This is a genomic window from Streptosporangium sp. NPDC006930, assembly GCF_040635605.1.
In the GTDB taxonomy this organism is placed as follows: domain Bacteria; phylum Actinomycetota; class Actinomycetes; order Streptosporangiales; family Streptosporangiaceae; genus Streptosporangium.
Genome location: NZ_JBEYID010000015.1, coordinates 91195 through 109305, shown reverse-complemented (window position 1 = coordinate 109305; position 18111 = coordinate 91195). Strand labels below are relative to the sequence as shown.

General features: G+C 71.3%; 19 protein-coding genes. 11 read left to right on the top strand and 8 right to left on the bottom strand.

All coding sequences use genetic code 11. The features are described from left to right. The first annotated feature begins 39 nt into the window (after positions 1-39). Positions 40-1059: an LLM class F420-dependent oxidoreductase gene (locus tag ABZ664_RS25185; RefSeq protein WP_362514739.1), complete on the top strand. Its 1020-nt coding sequence runs from the start codon at positions 40-42 to the stop codon at positions 1057-1059. Positions 1060-1140: 81 nt separating this feature from the next. Here ABZ664_RS25185 and ABZ664_RS25180 read toward each other — a convergent pair whose 3' ends face one another. Together ABZ664_RS25180 and ABZ664_RS25175 are read right to left on the bottom strand one after the other, a co-directional pair. Continuing rightward, positions 1141-2325 (bottom strand): hypothetical protein, encoded by a 1185-nt coding sequence (locus ABZ664_RS25180; protein ID WP_362514734.1) that lies wholly within the window; start codon positions 2323-2325, stop codon positions 1141-1143. Continuing rightward, the gene (locus ABZ664_RS25175) at positions 2322-2840 is read right to left on the bottom strand and encodes an RNA polymerase sigma factor (protein WP_362514730.1); all 519 of its coding nucleotides are present in this window, start codon (positions 2838-2840) and stop codon (positions 2322-2324) included. Before ABZ664_RS25175 ends, ABZ664_RS25180 begins: the two co-directional genes overlap by 4 nt. Positions 2841-3200: 360 nt before the next feature. On the opposite strand from ABZ664_RS25175, the gene ABZ664_RS25170 reads away from it, so the two are divergent. Then, entirely contained in the window at positions 3201-3851 is a 651-nt protein-coding gene (locus ABZ664_RS25170; protein ID WP_362514727.1) for a response regulator transcription factor, read from the top strand. Positions 3852-3936: 85 nt separating this feature from the next. Then, entirely contained in the window at positions 3937-4785 is an 849-nt protein-coding gene (locus ABZ664_RS25165; RefSeq protein ID WP_362514724.1) for a DUF4328 domain-containing protein, read from the top strand. 55 nt (positions 4786-4840) lie between these two features. Here the strand turns inward: ABZ664_RS25165 and ABZ664_RS25160 are convergent, their stop codons facing one another. Next, positions 4841-5107: a DUF6504 family protein gene (locus ABZ664_RS25160; protein ID WP_350945361.1), complete on the bottom strand. Its 267-nt coding sequence runs from the start codon at positions 5105-5107 to the stop codon at positions 4841-4843. A 71-nt stretch (positions 5108-5178) separates the two neighbouring features. After that, positions 5179-5934 (bottom strand): GntR family transcriptional regulator, encoded by a 756-nt coding sequence (locus tag ABZ664_RS25155; protein WP_362514720.1) that lies wholly within the window; start codon positions 5932-5934, stop codon positions 5179-5181. 387 nt (positions 5935-6321) lie between these two features. On the opposite strand from ABZ664_RS25155, the gene ABZ664_RS25150 reads away from it, so the two are divergent. The 7 genes from ABZ664_RS25150 to ABZ664_RS25120 all read left to right on the top strand — a co-directional run bounded on the left by ABZ664_RS25150 (position 6322) and on the right by ABZ664_RS25120 (position 14002). Beyond that, positions 6322-7440 (top strand): extracellular solute-binding protein, encoded by a 1119-nt coding sequence (locus tag ABZ664_RS25150; RefSeq protein ID WP_362514717.1) that lies wholly within the window; start codon positions 6322-6324, stop codon positions 7438-7440. Next, positions 7437-8315: an ABC transporter permease gene (locus tag ABZ664_RS25145; protein WP_362514714.1), complete on the top strand. Its 879-nt coding sequence runs from the start codon at positions 7437-7439 to the stop codon at positions 8313-8315. Before ABZ664_RS25150 ends, ABZ664_RS25145 begins: the two co-directional genes overlap by 4 nt. Beyond that, the gene (locus tag ABZ664_RS25140; protein ID WP_362514711.1) at positions 8303-9157 is read left to right on the top strand and encodes an ABC transporter permease subunit; all 855 of its coding nucleotides are present in this window, start codon (positions 8303-8305) and stop codon (positions 9155-9157) included. Before ABZ664_RS25145 ends, ABZ664_RS25140 begins: the two co-directional genes overlap by 13 nt. Further along, positions 9154-10293: an ABC transporter ATP-binding protein gene (locus ABZ664_RS25135; protein ID WP_362514708.1), complete on the top strand. Its 1140-nt coding sequence runs from the start codon at positions 9154-9156 to the stop codon at positions 10291-10293. The genes ABZ664_RS25140 and ABZ664_RS25135 overlap by 4 nt, the downstream gene beginning before the upstream one ends. Next, a complete protein-coding gene (locus tag ABZ664_RS25130) occupies positions 10283-10945 on the top strand; it encodes an HAD family phosphatase (protein WP_362514706.1) in 663 nt (220 codons plus the stop codon). Before ABZ664_RS25135 ends, ABZ664_RS25130 begins: the two co-directional genes overlap by 11 nt. Before the next feature lie 37 nt (positions 10946-10982). Beyond that, positions 10983-12977 (top strand): protein kinase, encoded by a 1995-nt coding sequence (locus tag ABZ664_RS25125; RefSeq protein WP_362514703.1) that lies wholly within the window; start codon positions 10983-10985, stop codon positions 12975-12977. Between the two features lie 62 nt (positions 12978-13039). Continuing rightward, positions 13040-14002 carry a quinone oxidoreductase gene (locus ABZ664_RS25120; protein ID WP_362514700.1) on the top strand — a complete coding sequence of 321 codons (963 nt, stop codon included), beginning with the start codon at positions 13040-13042 and terminating at the stop codon, positions 14000-14002. Between the two features lie 16 nt (positions 14003-14018). On the opposite strand, the gene ABZ664_RS25115 is transcribed toward ABZ664_RS25120, so the two are convergent. From ABZ664_RS25115 to ABZ664_RS25100, 4 genes are read right to left on the bottom strand one after another with little or no spacing between them, the layout of a single operon-like run. Beyond that, on the bottom strand, positions 14019-15053 hold the full coding sequence (locus ABZ664_RS25115) for a helix-turn-helix domain-containing protein (RefSeq protein WP_362514697.1): 1035 nt from the start codon (positions 15051-15053) through the stop codon (positions 14019-14021). Continuing rightward, entirely contained in the window at positions 15008-15181 is a 174-nt protein-coding gene (locus ABZ664_RS25110) for a hypothetical protein (RefSeq protein WP_362514694.1), read from the bottom strand. Before ABZ664_RS25110 ends, ABZ664_RS25115 begins: the two co-directional genes overlap by 46 nt. Continuing rightward, positions 15181-15984, bottom strand: coding sequence for an ABC transporter permease subunit (locus ABZ664_RS25105; RefSeq protein ID WP_362514691.1), 804 nt, complete (start codon positions 15982-15984; stop codon positions 15181-15183). Before ABZ664_RS25105 ends, ABZ664_RS25110 begins: the two co-directional genes overlap by 1 nt. Then, the gene (locus ABZ664_RS25100) at positions 15953-16885 is read right to left on the bottom strand and encodes an ABC transporter ATP-binding protein (RefSeq protein WP_362514688.1); all 933 of its coding nucleotides are present in this window, start codon (positions 16883-16885) and stop codon (positions 15953-15955) included. Before ABZ664_RS25100 ends, ABZ664_RS25105 begins: the two co-directional genes overlap by 32 nt. 197 nt (positions 16886-17082) lie before the next feature. Here ABZ664_RS25100 and ABZ664_RS25095 point away from each other — a divergent pair, with 197 nt between their 5' ends. Beyond that, the gene (locus tag ABZ664_RS25095; RefSeq protein WP_362514685.1) at positions 17083-17916 is read left to right on the top strand and encodes a patatin-like phospholipase family protein; all 834 of its coding nucleotides are present in this window, start codon (positions 17083-17085) and stop codon (positions 17914-17916) included. Positions 17917-18111: the final 195 nt, after the last annotated feature.

Sequence of the window (18111 nt, the reverse complement as noted above, 5' to 3'; positions counted from 1 at the left end):
TGCGGGATCCGTCCGGCGCCGCGTCGCGAGGAGAACCCCGTGAGCACCGACCTGAAGCTCGGCCTGAACCTCGGCTACTGGCAACGGAACGCCGACGACGCCACCGAACTCGTCCAGACCGCGGAGCGATTGGGTTATGAGTCCGTCTGGACCGCGGAAGCCTACGGTAGCGACGCCTTCACCCCCCTGGCCTGGTACGGCGCGCAGACATCCCGGATCAAACTAGGCACATCCGTGGTGCAGATCTCCGCCAGAACCCCGGCGGCGACCGCGATGACCGCGATGACCCTGGATCATCTCACCGGCGGGCGGCTGCTGCTCGGCATCGGCGCGTCGGGGCCCCAGGTCGTCGAGGGCTGGTACGGAAACCCGTTCCCCAGGCCGCTCGCCCGCACCCGCGAGTACGTCGAGATCATGCGCAAGGTGTGGCGCCGCGAGGAGCCGGTGACCAGCGACGGTGAGCACTATCCCCTCCCCTACCCGGGAGGCGCGAACCTCGGCAAGCCGCTGAAGCTGATCACCCACCCGCTGCGCGCCGAGATCCCTCTCTACCTGGGTGCGGAGGGGCCGAAGAACGTCGCGCTCGCCGCCGAGATCGCCGACGGCTGGCTGCCGCTGTTCGTGTTCCCCGAGAAGATCGAGCGGATGTACGGCCCCTCGCTCGCCGGCGCCGACCCCGGCTTCGACATCGCCGCCATGGTCATGACCCTCATCACCGACGACGTCCGAGCGGCGCTGGACGGGGTGAAGATGATGCTCACCCTCTACATCGGCGGCATGGGGGCCAAGAGCCGCAACTTCCACGCCGACATCATCGGCAGGATGGGCTACGCCGAGGCCGCCGAGGAGATCCAGGCCCTCTACCTGGCCGGACGCAGGGACGAGGCGTTCAACGCGATCCCCGACGAGCTGGCCGACGGCATCTCCCTGGTCGGCCCCGCGGGCCGCATCCGCGAACGCCTTGAGCTGTGGCGTAACAGCCCGGTGAGCAACCTCCTGGTGATGGGCCCTCGCGACGAGGCCTCCCTGAAGACCATCAGGGACCTCGTCCTGGGCTGACCCCGTCCCGGGCGACGCCGCTCCTCCTCGCGCGAGGACCGCCCCGCCGCCCGCCGGTCTCGCCGTGCGGCGGGGCGGACGTCACCTCCGAACGCCGACCTTCCCCACCCAGCCGGACTCCTCGTAGGCGATCCTGAGGCCCTTGCGGAAGGGGAGGTGCGCGGAACGGTCACCGGTACGGGGGCTCTCGTCCGGGCCCGTGTAGACGAAGGCCAGCAGGCGCGCCCCCGACTCGTCGACGACCAGGGTGTGGTGGCCTTCGGCCGTGATGACGGCGAAGCCGGTGCGCCCGAGCGGGTCGAGGACGTCCTTCTTCAGGACGATCCCGGGCTGGGCCGCGAGGACGCGCAACGTCGCGGCACGTGTGGCCGGGCTCGCGGGTGAGGCGAGCAGGTACCGCGCGGCGTCGAAGACGAAGGCCGGGAACGGCCCGTCCCGGTGGGCCGAGCGGAGCCACCGCTCCAGCTCTTCGGCGTCACCGGGCAGGTCCCGCACCTCGTCCATGGTCAGCGTCTCGCTCCCGACCCGCCATCGCAGCGAGAGCCGGGAGAAGTCCTCGGTACGCGGCCCGGGCCACAGTGCCGGGGCCCCTTTCGCCCTCCATGCCGCCTTCGCGGCTTCAGTGGCGAAAGTGATATTTACATCCTGGTTAGACACGATCCGCCCGGCCCGGCCGTCATACCAGGACTCGTCAGTGTGGGCGACGGTCGCGCCGGACCCGGCGGGTTCGAAGGTCCTGGTGCGCTCGAACCAGTACCGGCCTTCCGGGGAGGTCGTGCGCGCCGCCGTCTCCGCACCCGTCAGCAGGAACGACCGGGCGTCGAGCGTGACCACCCGCGTGCCGGGGGTCGCGACCGGGAGCGAGCCGGAGGTCTCGGAGGGCGGCACCTGGGCCTCGGGGTGCCGTACCGGGGAGGTGCCCGAGGCCGGGTCCGGGGAGGCGATCGCCGCGGTCCGGCCCCCGCCCGGCCCCCGCAGCCCGACCGTCCCCGTCATGACGGCGGGCACCGTCACGGCGGCGGCCAGCCCGACGAGGGCGCCGGTCAGCACGATCCCGGGGGTGAGGCGGAGACGGGACAGGGGGCGGGAGGCGTCGAGGGGCACGCGGAAGGACACGGAATCGGGAGCGCGACCGGACGCACGATCGGGCCCGGACACGGCCGTCGCGAAGGCACGGGCGAGATCGGCCTCGCGGCGCCGCCGGTGGGCGTCCTCGGTGAGTGCGTCCGGGCGCAGCGCGCGGACACGTTCGTTGACGTCGTTCAAGGCTGCTCCTGCAGGGTAGTGGCCGGGGTGAGGTCGAGTGCCTGGGACAGGCGGCGGCGGGCGCGATACAGGCGAACGGTGAAGGCCCGGGCGGAACAGCCGGCGAGCTTGGCGGCGTCGGCCGGAGCCAGCCCGTACCAGCTGGCCAGGATCACCGCCTCGGCGTCCAGCTCGGACAACCCGGCGAGCGCCGCGAGAGCCGCCTCGCGCTCGGCGACCTGCTCGGCCACCCGCTCGGTCACGTCGCCCTCCGAGGACAGCTCCGCCAGCCGTTCCACCAGTGCCCGCCGTCGCAGCCCGGAACGCCGCTGCCCGCGCAGCAGGTTCCGGGCGACGCCGAGCAGCCAGGGCAGCGACGGCTCCGGCAGCTCCTCCAGCTGCCGCCAGGCGATCAGGAACGTCTCGCTCGCGATGTCCTCGGCCGCCTGCCGCTCCGCGCGCAGCAGCGTGTAGCCGAGCACGCTGCGATAGTGCTGGTCGTACAGCGCGGTGAATCGCGCTTCTGGATCATCCACACCAAGGAGTGCCTTTCCCGGCCCCCCGATCACCGGCCGGGAAGAGAAAAGTTATCCGGCACCCCGTTTCCCCACCCACCCGCCTCGGCCTGCCCCTGCCTTCTCCACGCCCTCGCCCGCATGGATCGCCGGTCTGACACCGCCCGGCGCCACGGCCGTTCCGAAGCGCTTGACCAGCCCGGATCCCTCAAGGACAACGTTCACGCGAGCACTTTCCCGTGCGGAGGACGGCGGCAGATCGACCGATCGTCTCCACGTCTCCCGGACGGGGTCGGCCGAAAGGACGATTCGCCGTCGCTTACCGGCACATCGGCCGGATGCCCGATCCGTGACCGCCTCAGGGCTGGCACAATCCAACAGGTGACGATTCGGGTGCTCATCGCCGATGACCAGGAACTGGTGCGGACCGGGTTCCAGATGATTCTGGACGCCCAGCAGGACATGGAGGTTCTGGCGACGGCCGCCAACGGGGCCGAGGCCGTCGAGCTGGCACGACGGTTACGGCCGGACGTGTGCCTGCTCGACATCCGCATGCCCAAGCTGGACGGCCTGGAGGCCACCCGCATCCTCGCGGGGCCGGGGGTGGCGGACCCGATGAGGGTGGTGATCGTCACCACCTTCGACCTCGACGAGTACGTCTACGGCGCGCTGCGCGCGGGGGCGACCGGTTTCCTGCTCAAGGACAGCGGGCCGACGCTGCTCATCGAGGCGATCCGGGCCGCGGCGGCCGGGGACGCACTGGTGTCGCCCTCGGTGACCGTGCGCCTGCTCGAACACCTCTCCCACCCTCGGGCCGGTGGCGTACGCCCGCCCAGCGAGCCCCTCACCGAGCGTGAGCTGGACGTCGTGCGCCTGGTCGCCAGGGGGCGGACCAACCAGGAGGTCGCCGCCGAGCTGTTCGTCTCACTGTCGACCGTGAAGACGCACCTGGGGAGCATCCAGGCGAAGCTGGGTGCGAGGAATCGGGTGGAGATCGCCGCCTGGGCGTGGGAGTCCGGCATCGTCGGCTGAGCAGGGCATCCGCGCTGATTAGCGGGAGCGCTGACGGGATAGGAAAAGGGGCAGGTCCTCAGCGCATGGCGGGGGGGAGATATACATGCGCTCTATCCCATCTCTACAAAAATCGGCCTCGGCCGTCTATGTCACGCTCACCGCACTGGTGGTCGCGGTCGCCGCCCTGGCGGTGTTCGAACAGGTCCGCGGTCGGCGCCTCGTCCTGGAGATATCCGAGCTCAACGGCGACCCCCACGCCCCCGGAGCCGACGCGGTCTTCGGCGCGGTCACCGTCTTCGCCATTCTGATCATGTTCTTCGCCGCATCCGCGATCGCCGCCGTCGCCGCCTACCTGAACTGGCTGCTTCGCGCCCGGCAGGGCGCCGACCGGACCGCGGTGGCGCCGGTCCTGGTGAGCTGGTTCGTGCCCGTGGTCAACCTGGCCGCGCCCCCCGTGCTGGTCGACCGGCTGTGGCGAGCCTCCCGCCCGCCGCTGGATCGCCGCCTGCGCTGGAAGGCGCTGCTCACCGCCTGGTGGCTGAGCTGGCTCGTCGCCTCCGCGCTGGTGCTGGCCCGGTTGTGGCCTGGGGCGCCCCAGGGAGGCGCGAGCCTGACCGGGTTCGGCCTGACCGAGCTGGTCGCCGTCGCGACCGCCTCCCTGCTGTGCGCGACGACCGTGCGGCAGATCACCGGGATCCAGGCCGCGGGCGGCGGGCACCGGCGGCGGACCAGGCCTGAGCGCCGCCTCCCGGCGCAGGCGGCGGAGACGGTCCCGGTGAAACCGACCTCGGTGCAGCAGGACCAGGTGAAGCAGGACCGGGTGAAGCGGAACCCGGTGAGATCGGTCCCGACCCCGCTCGCGGACGACCCCGCGCCCTCCCTCTCCGAGGCGCCCTCGCCGGAGGTCTCCGGGCAGGAGCAGCCCCAGGAGGTCCATCCCGCCGGACAGTGAGCGAGCACCGCCCCGCCCGATGAAAGGCACGCGGGAGGCACGCCGGGGCGGGACGTCACTCCCATGCCCTGATCAGCAGCCAGCCCTCGCCCGCGGTGTCGAACCTGAGCTCGTAGGTGCCGGCCCGGCCTCCCGAGGCGGCCTCGACCCGCCAGAACCGGCGCTCGCCGGGATCACCGGCGGAGGTCTTCCACCACTCGCGTGCGACGACCCAGTGGTCGAGAACCCTGCCGACGGCGTGGAGGCGATCGCCCCAGACGAACTGGACGGGCTGCCCGTCGCGGATCCACACTTCGACGGGGTCGCCGTAAAGTCTGCTCAAGACGCTCTTCTCCCGCGGCTTTCCGATGAGCACCCGGGGGAAGACGGGCCTGGCGTATCGAACGTACGTTCTTACCGGGCCGGGCGCAAGTCCCCCACCTGCCGTACGAGCGGATTGGCGTCCACCGAGTTGCGGATGCTGAAGGTGACGCTGCCCGCGCGGTAGCGGTCGTCGGACCACTCGACGGGCCGCCCCTCGTGGGTGGTGGTGACCCGGCGCTGGCGCAGCAGCGGGCTGCCCCTGCGCACGGCCAGCAGCCTGGAGTCCTCGACGCCCGCGGCCACCGCGTCGATGAGGTGCTCGCCGTAGGCGAAGACGAGGCCGACACTCTCGTAGAGGGCCTGGGTGACCGACTCGCAGCCCGGTTCGATGCGCTCGACGGCCGGGGCGATCCACCCGGCGTAGACCGTGCGTTCCAGCATCACCGGCTCGCCCTCCAGGGAGCGCAGCCGCAGCACGAAAAGCACCGGATCGCCCGGCTGAAGCGCGAGCCTGGCGGCCTCGGTGACGCCGGCGCCCCTGCGGCGCTGCTCCAGCACCCGCCCGCTCACCCGATAGCCCATCACCCGCGCCCACTGGGCGAAGCTGTGCAGTTCGGCGAAGCTCTGGCTGCGCTCACGGCCGAGCACGATGCGCCTGGCGCCCTGGCGGGACCCGACCAGGCCCTCGGTGGCGAGTACGGCGACCGCCTGGCGGATCGTGCCGCGCGAGGCCGCGAAGCGGGTGGCCAGCTCGGACTCCGAGGGGAGCTGGGCGCCCACGGGGTGCTCACCTCGCATGATCGCGTCGCGCAGCTCCTCCGCGATGCCCATGTACCGGGCCGTCACATCCGCCCCCCTTCCGGCGCACCCGCGAACCCCACGGCTCTCTCCCATGCATCCCCGCACGCCCGGTGACCACGCAATCTCGCCTCGCCTCTCAAGCCGCCCGCTCGCATCCGGCCCGGCAGGCGTCAACGGAATCCCTCACTGCGCGCACCGTGTGTCCGACTGAACCCCACCCTAAACAAGCGTTATTGCCACACATAGCCCAAGTTCCCGCATTTCACCCTTGTACTTGGCCCGTTCACCAAACAGCAACTGATTCACGACATAGGAGGCCTAGCTTGTTTGTACAAGTTCGTCTACTTTCGTGAAATATTGCGCGACACCCCCTTGGGAGACACAGTGATCGCATCCCGAGTTCGCTTTGCAGGCCTGGCCGCATTCCTCCTGATGAGCGCCACAGCGTGCGGAGCCGCCCCCACCACAACGGCCCCCTCGGCGGGCGCCGACGGCGGCTCCGCGGCCGGAGTGGACGCCAGAACCGCCACCTCCGCCGCCGACTTCGGCGGGCTGGACAAGCTCGTCGAGGCCGCCAAGAAGGAGGGCAAGCTCCACGTCATCGCCCTCCCGCCCGACTGGGCCAACTACGGAAAGATCATCGAAGCCTTCAAGGCGAAGTACGGCATCGAGATCGAGAGCGAGACCCCCGACGCCTCCAGCGCCGACGAGATCAACGCGGTGAAGACCCGCAAGGGCCAGGACCGCGCCCCCGACGTGCTCGACATCGGCCAGTCCTTCGCGATCAGCGGCGCCGCCGAGGGCCTGTTCGCGCCGTACAAGGTCGAGAGCTGGGACAAGATCCCCGACAACCAGAAGGAGCCGAGCGGCCTCTGGTTCAACGACTACGGCGGGTACATCTCCATCGGCTGCGACGCCAAGAAGATCGACAAGTGCCCGGAGACCTACGCCGACCTGCTAAAGCCCGAGTACAAGGGCAAGGTCGCACTGAACGGCAACCCCACCAAGTCGGGCTCGGCGTTCGCGGGCGTGTACGCGGCGGCCCTCGCCAACGGCGGCTCCTTCGACGACATCAAGCCCGGCCTCGACTTCTTCAAGAAGCTGAAGGAGACGGGGAACTTCAACCCGGTGGAGACCACCCCGGCCACCATCGAGAAGGGCGAGACCCAGATCAGCATCGACTGGGACTACAACAACGCCGCCTACGCCCCCAAGATGGCCGAGAAGGGCATCGACTGGAAGACCGTCATCCCCGGCGACGGCAAGTACTTCCAGCTTTACGCCCAGGCCATCAACAAGGACGCCCCGCACCCGGCCGCCGCGCGCCTGTGGCAGGAGTTCCTCTACAGCACCGAGGGCCAGAACCTCTACCTCGGCGGCTTCGCCCGCCCGGTGCTGCTGCCCGCGATGAAGGCCGACGGCACGGTCGACGCGACGGCGGAGGCCAACCTCCCGCCGGTCGAGGGTGACCCCACCTTCCCGACGGAGGCCCAGGTCAACAAGGCCAAGGAGGTCCTGGCCGACGGCTGGGGCGCCGCGGTCTCGGGATGACGGTCCCGGCTGTCACGGCCGCCGCCCCGCGCGGCGGCCGTCCTCGCTCCAAGAACTGGGTGGGAGCCCTGCCGCTGCTCGTCGTGACGGCGGTGGCCTTCGGGATCCCGGCGCTCACGCTGCTGGTCGGCGCGTTCACCGTCAAGGACCCGGTGACCAAGGTCTCCTCCCTCGGCACCGCCAACCTGTCCAGAAGCCTGCAGGGCCCCTACCTCAACGCCCTGATCAGCAGCGTTCAGCTGTCGGCCGTGGTGGCGGTCGCCGCCGCGGTCGCCGGGACGTTCCTGGCCCAGGCCGTCGTCACCTCCCGGTTCACGGCCCTGCGCGAGGCCGTGCTCACCTTCTCCGGCGTGCTGGCCAACTTCGGCGGCGTGCCACTCGCCTTCATCTGGATCGCCACCCTGGGCAACTCGGGGGTGATCACCACCGCGCTGGGCCTCGGCCCCGGGGTGCTGTACAACTTCTGGGGCCTCGCCCTGGTCTACATGTACTTCTCGGTGCCGCTGATGGTGCTCGTCGTGACCCCGGCGCTGGACGGCCTGCGCCCGCAGTGGCGGGAGGCGGCACAGAACAACGGCGCCACCACCTGGCAGTTCTGGCGCTACGTCGGCATCCCGGTGCTCACCCCGGCCCTGCTCGGCGGCGTCGTCCTGCTGTTCGGCGGCGCCTTCGCCGCCTACGCCACCGCCTACGCCATGGTCGGCAGCACGGTCCCCCTGGTCACCCTGCAGATCGCCGAGGCACTCACCGGGGACGTCCTCATCGGGTACGAGAACGTCGCGCTCGCCCTGAGCCTCGACATGATCGTCGTCGCGCTGCTGGTGATGGCGGTCTACCTGCCGCTGCAGAAGAGGAGCTCCCGATGGTTGCGGTAGCGACCCTGCCCGACGTCACTCCGGGTCCCGCCGCCACCGCCCGTCCCGGAGCTCGGCGGGCCTGGCGCGGGATCGTGCTGGTCGTCGCGGCGGTCTACTTCGTCGTACCGATGGCGGTGTCCTTCTGGTTCACCGTCTACTCCGAGGGCCAGGGCTTCTCACTCGCCGCCTACGGGCGGATCCTGTCGGCGCCCGGCTTCGTTCCCAGCCTGCTGCTCTCCCTGGCGCTGGCCGCGGCGACCATCGTCGCGGTGCTGCTGCTCACCCTCCCCGCCATGCTCGCCGTGCGGCTCGGCGCGCCCCGGCTGCGCCCCGTGCTGGAGGTGCTCTCCACGCTCCCGCTGGTCGTACCGCCGATCACCTACGTGGTCGGCATCAGCACGGCGCTGCGTGACGGCGTCGAGGCGCTGGCCGCCACACCGTTCTGGGCGACGCTCATCGCCATCCAGGACCAGAGGTTCCCCTTCGTCCTCGTGCTCGCGTACGTGATGCTGACGCTGCCGTTCGTCTACCGGTCGCTGGACGCCGGGCTGCGCGCGATCGACGTGCGGACGCTGGTGGAGGCGGCACGCAACCTGGGTGCCTCGTGGCCTTACGTGCTGTTCCGCGTGATCATCCCCAACATCCGCTCCTCCATCGCGAGCGCCTCCTTTCTCGCCCTCGCGCTGGTGCTCGGCGAGTACACCGTCGCCGCCCTGCTCGGCTACCAGACGTTCCCCGTCTGGATCGTCACCATCTCCGGGAACGACGGACAACTCTCCGTCGCCCTGTCGATCATCAGCCTGCTCCTCATCTGGCTGCTGCTGCTCACCCTCTCGGGTGCGGGAAGGAAACGCCGATGACCGTCGAGTTCCGGGGGCTGCGTCGCGCGTTCGGCCGCACGGTGGCCCTGGACGGCCTGGACCTCACCGTCGAGCAGGGCGAGCTGATGGCCCTGCTCGGCCCTTCCGGCTGCGGGAAGACCACCGCGCTGCGCTGCGTCGCCGGTTTCGAGCACCCCGACGCCGGAGCGGTGCTCGTGGACGGCAAGGACATCACCCGGGTGCCCGCCAACCGGCGGGACGCGGGCATGGTCTTCCAGTCCTACAGCCTGTTCCCCAACCTCAACGCGCGGGACAACGTGGCCTTCGGGCTGCGGGTGCGCAAGGTGCCGACCGCGAAACGGCACGCACGGGCGGATGAGCTGCTGGAACTGGTCGGCCTGCCGACGCACGCCCAGCGCTACCCGCACGAGCTGTCGGGCGGCCAGCAGCAGCGTGTCGCCCTGGCCAGGGCACTGGCGCTGGAACCACGCGTACTGCTGCTCGACGAGCCGCTGTCCGCGCTGGACGCCAAGGTCCGCGTCTCGCTGCGCGAGGAGATCCGGCGCCTCCAGCTCGAACTGGGCATCACCACCATCTTCGTCACCCACGACCAGGAGGAGGCCCTCTCGGTCGCCGACAAGGTCGCGGTGCTGCGTGCCGGACGGCTGGAGCAGTGCGGCCCACCGGCCGAGGTCTACGACCGGCCCGCCACCCCGTTCGTGGCGGAGTTCGTCGGCGCGATGAACCACGTCCCCGGCCACCTGTCCGGCCGGGAGGTGACCGTGATGGGGAAACTCATGCCGGTGGACGGCTCCGTGCCGTCCTCGCCCGAGGTCGACGTGCTGGTACGGCCGGAGGCCGTGCTGGTCACGCCCTCCCCGGAAGGGAACGCCACGGTCGTGGCGTCGTCCTTCCGTGGCTCCACCGCGCGGCTGCGGGTGCGGGTGGGCGAGCTGGAGGTCCTCAGCGACGTGCCGGGACACGACGCGGTACGCCTGGCGCCGGGCACGCGGGTGAACGTCTCCCTCGTGCAGCGGCCCGTGCTCGTCGCCGCGCGCACCGCCCCCGCCCTCACCCCTGAGGACTCCCCTGAGTCCCCGGGGTCGCCGGACTCCGCGACGCCCTCCGGGTCGTCCGGGGCATCAGAGTCCGAGGACGTCGCGGGTGTCGGGTGAGCTCAAAGCCGTCCTGTTCGACATGGACGGCACGCTCGTCGACACCGAGGGAATGTGGTGGCAGGCGTGCGTGGCGGTCGCCGCCGAGCTGAACCTGGAGCTGACGGGGGCCGACGCCGGCCACGTCCTGGGCCGCATGGTCGAGGACGTGGCCGGCTACCTCGCGCGGCGCGCACCGTCCCCGCCCGGCGTGGAACGGATCGGGGTTCGGCTCACCGAGGCCTTCGCCGGGCGGATCTCCGGCGGGGTGACACCGCTGCCCGGCGCGATCCGGCTGCTGGACGAGCTGAGGGAGGAAGGCGTGCCCGCGGCGCTGGTCAGCGCCTCACCACGACTCATCGTGGAGATGGTGCTGCGCACCGTCGGGGCGGAGCGCTTCGCCCTGGTCGTGGCCGCCGAGGACACCGTTCGCGGCAAGCCGCTGCCCGACCCGTACCTGCGGGCGGCCTCCGTGCTGGGCCTCGACCCCGCCGACTGCGTGGCCGTGGAGGACAGCCCGACCGGGCTCGCCGCGGCCCGCGCGGCGGGGTGCCTGGTGGTGTCGGTCTCCGGCGGTCCGGCGCCCGAGGACGTGCTGACCGTGGACGGCCTGGAAAAAGTCGGCGTGCCGCTGTTGCGTCTGCTGGTGAGCGGCAGAAGATCGATAGGCTGAAACACCCATGTGACGGCGTAGGCGGTTAGGCACAAAGGTGAGCGACCTCAGTCCCGACGAACCCCTGCAGATAGGCCGATACCGCGTGCTCAGCCGGCTGGGCAGGGGCGGGATGGGCACGGTCTATCTCGGCGAGTCCTCTGACGGGCAGCAGGTCGCCATCAAGGTCATCAATCCGGAGTACAGCAGGCACGAACGGTTCCGGATGCGCTTCCGCAGGGAGGCCGACGCGGCGCAGCGGGTCCGCAGGTTCTGCACGGCCGCGGTCGTCGAGGCCGCGCTCGACGGCGACCAGCTCTACGTCGTCACCGAGTACGTCACCGGCCCCAACCTTGAGGAGGCCGTCGACGCGGACGGGCCGCTCCGCGGCTCCAGCCTCGACGCGCTCGCCGTCGGGGTGGCGACCGCGCTGACCGCCATCCACGGCGCCGGAGTCGTGCACCGCGACCTCAAGCCTTCCAACGTGCTGCTCTCCCCCATCGGCCCCCGCGTGATCGACTTCGGTATCGCCCGCGCGCTGGACACCCTCGGCGGGATGACCGGGACCGGCGAGATCCTCGGCACCCCCCGATACATGGCGCCCGAGGTGCTGCGCGGTGAGCCGGTCTCCGCCGCCTGCGACGTGTTCTCGTGGGGCTGCCTGATGGCCTTCGCCGCGAGCGGGCGGGCGCCGTTCGGCGGCGAGGCGCTCCCCGCCGTGCTGTACCAGGTGCTCAACACCGAACCCTCTCTGGAGGGCATGGAACCCGCGCTGCGCGAGCTCGTCACCTACGCCCTGACCAAGGACCCGCGCAACCGGCCCACCTCACAGCAGCTCCTCGACCACCTGGTGGGCCGCTCCGCCGCGCCGGAACAGGCCGCCCACTCGGTCCAGGCCTCCTGGCAGGGCCCCGGGGAGACGCCGGACGGCGCCCCCTGGAGCGGCACAGGTCCCGCCGGTCCCGCGGGTACGCCTTCCGCCCCCGGCCGAAGCCACCCCGAGCAGAATCCCGACCCCGCCCGGAGCCACCCGGGACAGGGCCCCGACCCCGCCTGGAGCCACCCGGGACAAAACCTCGACCCCGGCTGGAACGAACCGGGACGAAATCCCGACCCCGCCCAGGGGGACGCGGCTCACACCGCGCAGTCCGCCCGGGGCGGTCACGCCGACTCCGGCGCCTCGCCGCCGGGCGGCGGCCACTCCTCGCCCGGCGCCTCCCACGACGGCCCCGGCCACACCCTCCCCGGGCCGCCGGAGGGCGGCACCTGGCCTTTCCCGCGCGGCCTCGCGGGCGGGCGGCGCAACCTCGCCGTCGGGGTGGCGGTGGCGGCCCTGCTGGTGGCGGCAGCGGGGATCGGGCTGCGCCTCACCCTCGCTCCCGGCGGCCCCCCCGAGGACCTCCCCCTGCTCTACCAGGACGACTTCACCCAGAGCGGCACCGGCTGGAGCGGCGGCACCTACAGCCCGTTGACCGGCACGTACGGCTACTCCCCCAACGGTTACTACGCCGTCGACGTCAGCGGTTACTCCCCCATCAGGCGGGAGCAGGCCCCGATCCCCTTCGTCTCCGCTCCCCCGGCCACCCCCGACCCCACGGCGAGCCCCATACCGATCACTCCGAGCCGAATCCTGCTCGGCTCCGACATCACGATCCGCTCCGGCACCGTCGGTATGGGCGAGTACGGGCTGTTCTGCCGGGGCGAGGACGACAACAAGGCGACGCGGTACGAGTTTCTGCTCGACACCTCGGGCAACGCCCGCATCCGCAAGACCGTCAAGAGCGCGGGGGGCGAGCTCACCAAGCCCGTCAAGGTCGACCTGCCCAAGGGCGAGGCCGTCCGGCTCACGGCGGAGTGCGCAGGCGTCGAGGGCGGTGTGCGGCTCACCATGTGGGTCAACGACGAGCAGACCCAGTCGTTCCTCGACACCAACCCGCTGCCCAACGGGCTCGTCGGCGTGATCGCCCGGGTGGGCGAGAGCAGTGACGCCGTCCTGCGGACCGCGTTCGACAACTTCACCCTGCACGGCCCCGCACCCGCCACACAGCCCTGACGGCGAGTGATCCGCACCCTGCGGGGAACGGGGCATCCGACCGACCAAAGGAGTTCAGCACGATGCGCGCCATAGTCGTCTCCGCCACCGGTGGACCCGAGGTTCTCACCTACACCGACGATCACCCGGACCCCGAGATGAACCCCGGTGACGTCCTGGTGGACGTCACCGCCTCCGGGGTGAACTTCATCGACGTCTACCACCGGATGGGCCGCTACCCGCTCTCCCTGCCCTTCGTTCCCGGCGAGGAGGGCGGGGGCACCGTCGTCGCCGTCGGCGAGGACGTGCGCGACGTCGCCGTCGGCGACACCGTGGCGTGGGCGAACGTGCCGGGCAGCTACGCCTCCAGGATCGTGGTGCCCGCCTCCAAGGTGCTCGCCGTACCCGAGGGGGTGACGGCCGAGGCCGCGGCGGCCGTCACCCTCCAGGGACTGACCGCCCACTACCTGACGCACTCCACGTACGAGGTGAAGGCGGGCGACGACGTCCTGGTGCACGCCGCCGCCGGGGGGATGGGCCTGCTGCTCACCCAGATCGCCAAGCTGCGCGGCGCCCGGGTCATCGGCACGGTCTCCACCGAGGAGAAGGAGACCCTGGCCCGCCGGGCGGGCGCCGACGAGGTGTTCCGCTACAAGGGCTTCGCCGACGCGGTCCGCGAGCTGACCGGCTCCGGCGTGCACGTCGTCTACGACGGCGTGGGCGCGGCCACCTTCGACGAGAGCATCGCCTCGCTGCGACCGCGCGGCATGATGGCGCTGTACGGCCAGGCCAGCGGCCCGGTCCCGCCGTTCGACCCGCAGATCCTCGCCAGGAACGGCTCCCTCTTCCTCGCCCGTCCGACGCTCGGCTCCTACATCGCCACCCGCGACGAGCTCGCCTGGCGCGCCTCCGACCTCTACGGCTGGGTCGCCTCCGGGCAGCTGCGGGTGCACGTCTCCGAGCGCTACCCCCTCGCCGAGGCCGCCCGCGCCCACGAGGACCTCGAAGCCCGCCGTACGACCGGCAAGCTGCTCCTGATCCCGTAACGGCGCGGAGGTCCGGTCAGTGCGCCGGCTGGGCGGGCCAGTCCAGGAGCCGGGCGCCCAGGACCGCCGTCTCCAGGGTGAAACGCTGGGTGGGATCGTCCGGCGAGAACCCGGTGAGGCGGCGGATCCGCTCCAGCCGGTAGGTCACCGCCCGGGTGCTGATGTCGAGCCTGCGCGCGGCGGCGGTCTGGTTGCCCTGGGAGGCGAAGACGGCCTCCAGCGTGGCGAGCAGCGGCTCGGGGCCGCCCCGCGCCTCGAGCAGCGGGCTGAGCACGCTCGTCACCAGGTCCTCGATCGCCGCTCGGTCCCGCAGCAGTACCGGGAAGACCAGCAGGTCGGCGGCCTTGAGCACCGGGGCGCGCAGCCCCAGCCTGTCGCCGAACCCGATGGCGTTGATCCCCTCCCGATAGGAGGTGACCACCCCGCCGGGGCCCCGGTGCGCTCTGCCGAGCCCGACCCGCCAGCCGGGCGCGAACATCTGGCGCACGTGATGGGTGAACTCTCCGTTCACGACGCCGAGGCTGCCCGGCGCCACGCACACGAGCATCCCGTCGCGTACCGTGACCAGCACGTTGTGCGAGCCGAACCTGGCGACCAGCGCCTCCTCGATCCTCCTGGCCGTCCCCTCGGCCTCGCCCGCGAGCCCGCGGACCTCCTCTTCCCCTCCGCGCCCCTCGAACCCTCCGCGCCCCTCGAACCCTCCGCGCCCCTCGAACCCTCCGCGCCCCTCGAACCCTCCGCGCCCCTCGAACCCTCCGTCCCCCGAAGCGACGGCCGCGGCGACTCCGGTGGCAGGGCGGGCGACGGCGACCACGTACGTCTCCGCCATGCGGAGCCCGAAGTGCTCGGCCCGTTCGGCGAGCCTGTCGGCACGGCCCTGGAGCAGGTCGTCGACGAACTTCCTGCGCGCCGTCTCCTCCCGGCGCAACGCCGCCCGCTGGGCGTTCTCGTACCCTTCCATCAGGGCGGAGACCGTACGCCGCAGGGCCGGGAGCGGGGTGGGGGTCACCGACTCGGCCGTCGCCAGCGCGGCCTCGACCAGTGCCCGCACGGACACGCCCCGCTGGCGGCCAGCGCACCGGCGGCGCGGCAGTCGTCGAGCTCGGCCCGCCCTGGCAGCCTGCCGGTGGCGGCCGCCTCCCGCAACATCCGGAGATGGCCGCCGAGCAGCTCGTCCATCAGACTCCCACGTCACGCCTGTCGAAGGCCGGCATCGCGATCAGGAGCAGCACGACGGTCGCCCCGGCCAGCACGAGATAGTCCCCCACCGGGAATCCCAGCTGGATCGGACGCCCGTCGAGGTAGTAGTGGAACGGCGAGATCCAGCGCAGCCAGGACACTCCGTCCACGTCCTTGCCCATGGTCTCGACCACGTATCCGGCCACGGCGACCACCCCGACCACCGCGAGGGCGACCCCCCTGCGACCCGTCGCGGCGCCGACCGTCAGGCAGAGCGTGCCGAAGAAGAGGGCGAGCAGGAAGACACCGACGTGACCGGCGAGGATCCTGCCGGCGGGTACGCCCATGTCGACGGCGGCCGCCAGGCCGAGCACGACGAGGAAGGTGGCCGCCGCCACGCCGAGCAGTGCGAGGGCGAGGGCGGCGAAGCGCTCCAGGACCAGTCGCCTGCGGTCGACCGGGAGGGTGAGGACGAGTTCCAGCGTGCCCGACTCCTCAGGCTGGGCGATCGCCCGGTTGCCGATCACGGCGGCGCACATGATGAACAGCAGCGGCCCGAACAGCTGGTAGACGAGGGTCTGCAGATAGCCGGAGCCGCTGGTGAATCCCTCCTCCAGGCCGCCCATGAGGTCGCGCATCGCCCCGGGGAACTTGGTCAGCGCCACTTCCCCGTAGAGGTCGGGGTTGCTCTGGATGTTCGGGTAGAAGGCCAGGTACAGCGCGAAGAAGGCGCTGAGCCCGATGGTCCAGCCGAGCAGCGGTCTGCGGTAGTCACGCAGGCTTTTCGACACCAGTGCGGGCATCGCGCGCCTCCCCTTCCTCTTCGTGCCGGCTGTAGTAGGTGAGGAAGATCTCCTCCAGGTCGGGCTGGGCGCTGACCATGTGCACCACGGTGAACCTCGCCGCCGCCTTGATCAGCGCGTCCGGGCGGCCGTCGATGGTGCAGCGCACCCCGGCCCCCTCCACCCGCAGGTCCCGTACGCCGGGCAGGTTCTCGAACGCCTCCGGAGGCACCGGGGCGTCGAAGTGGAACTCCACCCGGCGCACCGCCTTCTCCCTGAGCGCGGAGACGTCCTCCACCGCGACCAGCCTGCCGGCGCGCACGATGCCGACCCGGTCGGACACGTCCTCGGCCTCGGCCAGCACGTGGGAGGACATCAGCACGGTACGGCCCGAGGCGCGGACCTCGCGGACCATCGCGAGGAACTCCTGCTGCATCAGCGGGTCCAGGCCGCTGGTCGGCTCGTCGAGGATCAGGAACTCCGGCTCGTGCATGAAGGCCTGGATGAGCCCGACCTTCTGCCTGTTGCCCTTGGAGAGTTTGCCCATCGGCACCGACAGGTCGGCCTCCAGCCTCTCGGCCAGCTCCTCGATCCGCCCCCTGGGCACGCCGTCGCGCATCGCGCCGAGGAAGGCGAGGAACTCCCCCGCCTTCTCCCTGCCCTCCAGGGCCAGCTCGCCGGGCAGGTAACCGATCCGGCTCCGCACACCCGCCTCGCGGGGATCCCTGCCCAGGACCGTCATCCGGCCCCTGGTGGGACGGATGACGTCCAGGAGCAGCCTGATGGTCGTTGTCTTTCCCGCTCCGTTCGGGCCGAGATACCCGAACACCTCCCCCGGTCGGATCTCCAGGTCGAGATCCTCAAGTCCTCGGCGCCCGCCGTAGAACTTGGTGAGCCCTTCAGTCTCCACCACACTTGTCATGCGTCAGATCGTGCCCTCTCGCCGGCGCCTGAGGTCATGCCAGGACCCGGACAACTGGCCGCCCTTTCTTTGCGGGAATTCGGAACCCGCCCGGTTCGTCGCGGAGACCTGGAACCCGCCGGGTTCGTCGCGGGGATCCCGAACCTGCTCGGGCTCGGCGGGAACCCGGCGCTCCGGGGCGGGGATATTGTGAGCCCATGAGCCTGGACACTGCCTTCGTACTGGGTGGCGGGGGCGTTCTCGGCGCTCACGAGGTGGGCATGCTGCGTGCGCTCGACGAGGCGGGTATCAAGCCCAACGTGATCGTCGGCACGTCCGTGGGCGCGCTGAACGGCGTCGTGTTCGCCGCCTCCCCCGGTGACGCGGTCGAGCGTCTGAACACGCTGTGGAGTTCCGACATCGTCCGTACGGCGTTCGCGGGGTCCTGGGTGACCCGGCTGTCCACCCTCGCGAAAAGCGGCACCCACCTGCACTCCTCCGAGCCGCTGCGCGACCTGCTGGCCAGGACGCTCCCGGTCTCCCGCATCGAGGACCTTCCCGTGTCGTTCCAGTGCGTGGCCGCCTCCGTCGAGCGCGCCGCCGCGCACTGGTTCACCGAGGGGCCGCTCGTCGACGCGGTCCTCGCCTCCTGCGCCGTTCCAGGGCTGCTGCCGCCCGTCCGCGTCGGCGAGGGCCACTACCTCGACGGCGGGCTGGTGCACAGCATCCCGGTCGGCCGGGCCGTCGCGCTCGGCGCCCGGCGCGTCTACGTGCTGCACGTGGGCAGGATCGAGCGTCCCCTGACGGTGCCGCGGCGCCCGTGGGAGGTCGGCATGACCGCCTTCGAGATCGCCCGGCGACACCGCTTCACCGAGGAGATGGCCACCCTGCCGGACGACATCGAGGTCCACGTGATGCCTTCGGGGGGCGAGTCCCGGCCGGGAATGGACTTCTCCCAGCTGCGATATCGGGATATTTCGCATATATCTAAATACATCGATCGCGCGTACCGGGCCTCGGCCGACTACCTGGCCCGGCACTCGCCCTCCTGAGCCACGTCAACCGTCCGCCCTGGCATGGATATGAACCACATCGCGTTGTACGTATACATCTGGGTACCTCACAGGGACATGTCCGCATCAGCGCCCAACTGAGTCACGCCGGTCTGAGTCGCACCGGTCTGAGTCACACCGGTCTGAGTCACACCGGCACCCACACGCCTACACACCGCACATCCACACAGGCAG

Excerpts from the sequence above, each read along its gene's own strand:
- ABZ664_RS25095 (WP_362514685.1), top strand. The coding sequence starts at position 17,083 with ATGAGCCTGGACACTGCCTTCGTACTGGGTGGCGGGGGCGTTCTCGGC.
- ABZ664_RS25150 (WP_362514717.1), top strand. The coding sequence starts at position 6,322 with ATGAGCGCCACAGCGTGCGGAGCCGCCCCCACCACAACGGCCCCCTCG.
- ABZ664_RS25100 (WP_362514688.1), bottom strand. The coding sequence starts at position 16,885 with ATGACAAGTGTGGTGGAGACTGAAGGGCTCACCAAGTTCTACGGCGGG.
- ABZ664_RS25110 (WP_362514694.1), bottom strand. The coding sequence starts at position 15,181 with ATGGACGAGCTGCTCGGCGGCCATCTCCGGATGTTGCGGGAGGCGGCC.
- ABZ664_RS25165 (WP_362514724.1), top strand. The coding sequence starts at position 3,937 with ATGCGCTCTATCCCATCTCTACAAAAATCGGCCTCGGCCGTCTATGTC.
- ABZ664_RS25120 (WP_362514700.1), top strand. The coding sequence starts at position 13,040 with ATGCGCGCCATAGTCGTCTCCGCCACCGGTGGACCCGAGGTTCTCACC.
- ABZ664_RS25140 (WP_362514711.1), top strand. The coding sequence starts at position 8,303 with ATGGTTGCGGTAGCGACCCTGCCCGACGTCACTCCGGGTCCCGCCGCC.
- ABZ664_RS25145 (WP_362514714.1), top strand. The coding sequence starts at position 7,437 with ATGACGGTCCCGGCTGTCACGGCCGCCGCCCCGCGCGGCGGCCGTCCT.
- ABZ664_RS25135 (WP_362514708.1), top strand. The coding sequence starts at position 9,154 with ATGACCGTCGAGTTCCGGGGGCTGCGTCGCGCGTTCGGCCGCACGGTG.
- ABZ664_RS25105 (WP_362514691.1), bottom strand. The coding sequence starts at position 15,984 with ATGCCCGCACTGGTGTCGAAAAGCCTGCGTGACTACCGCAGACCGCTG.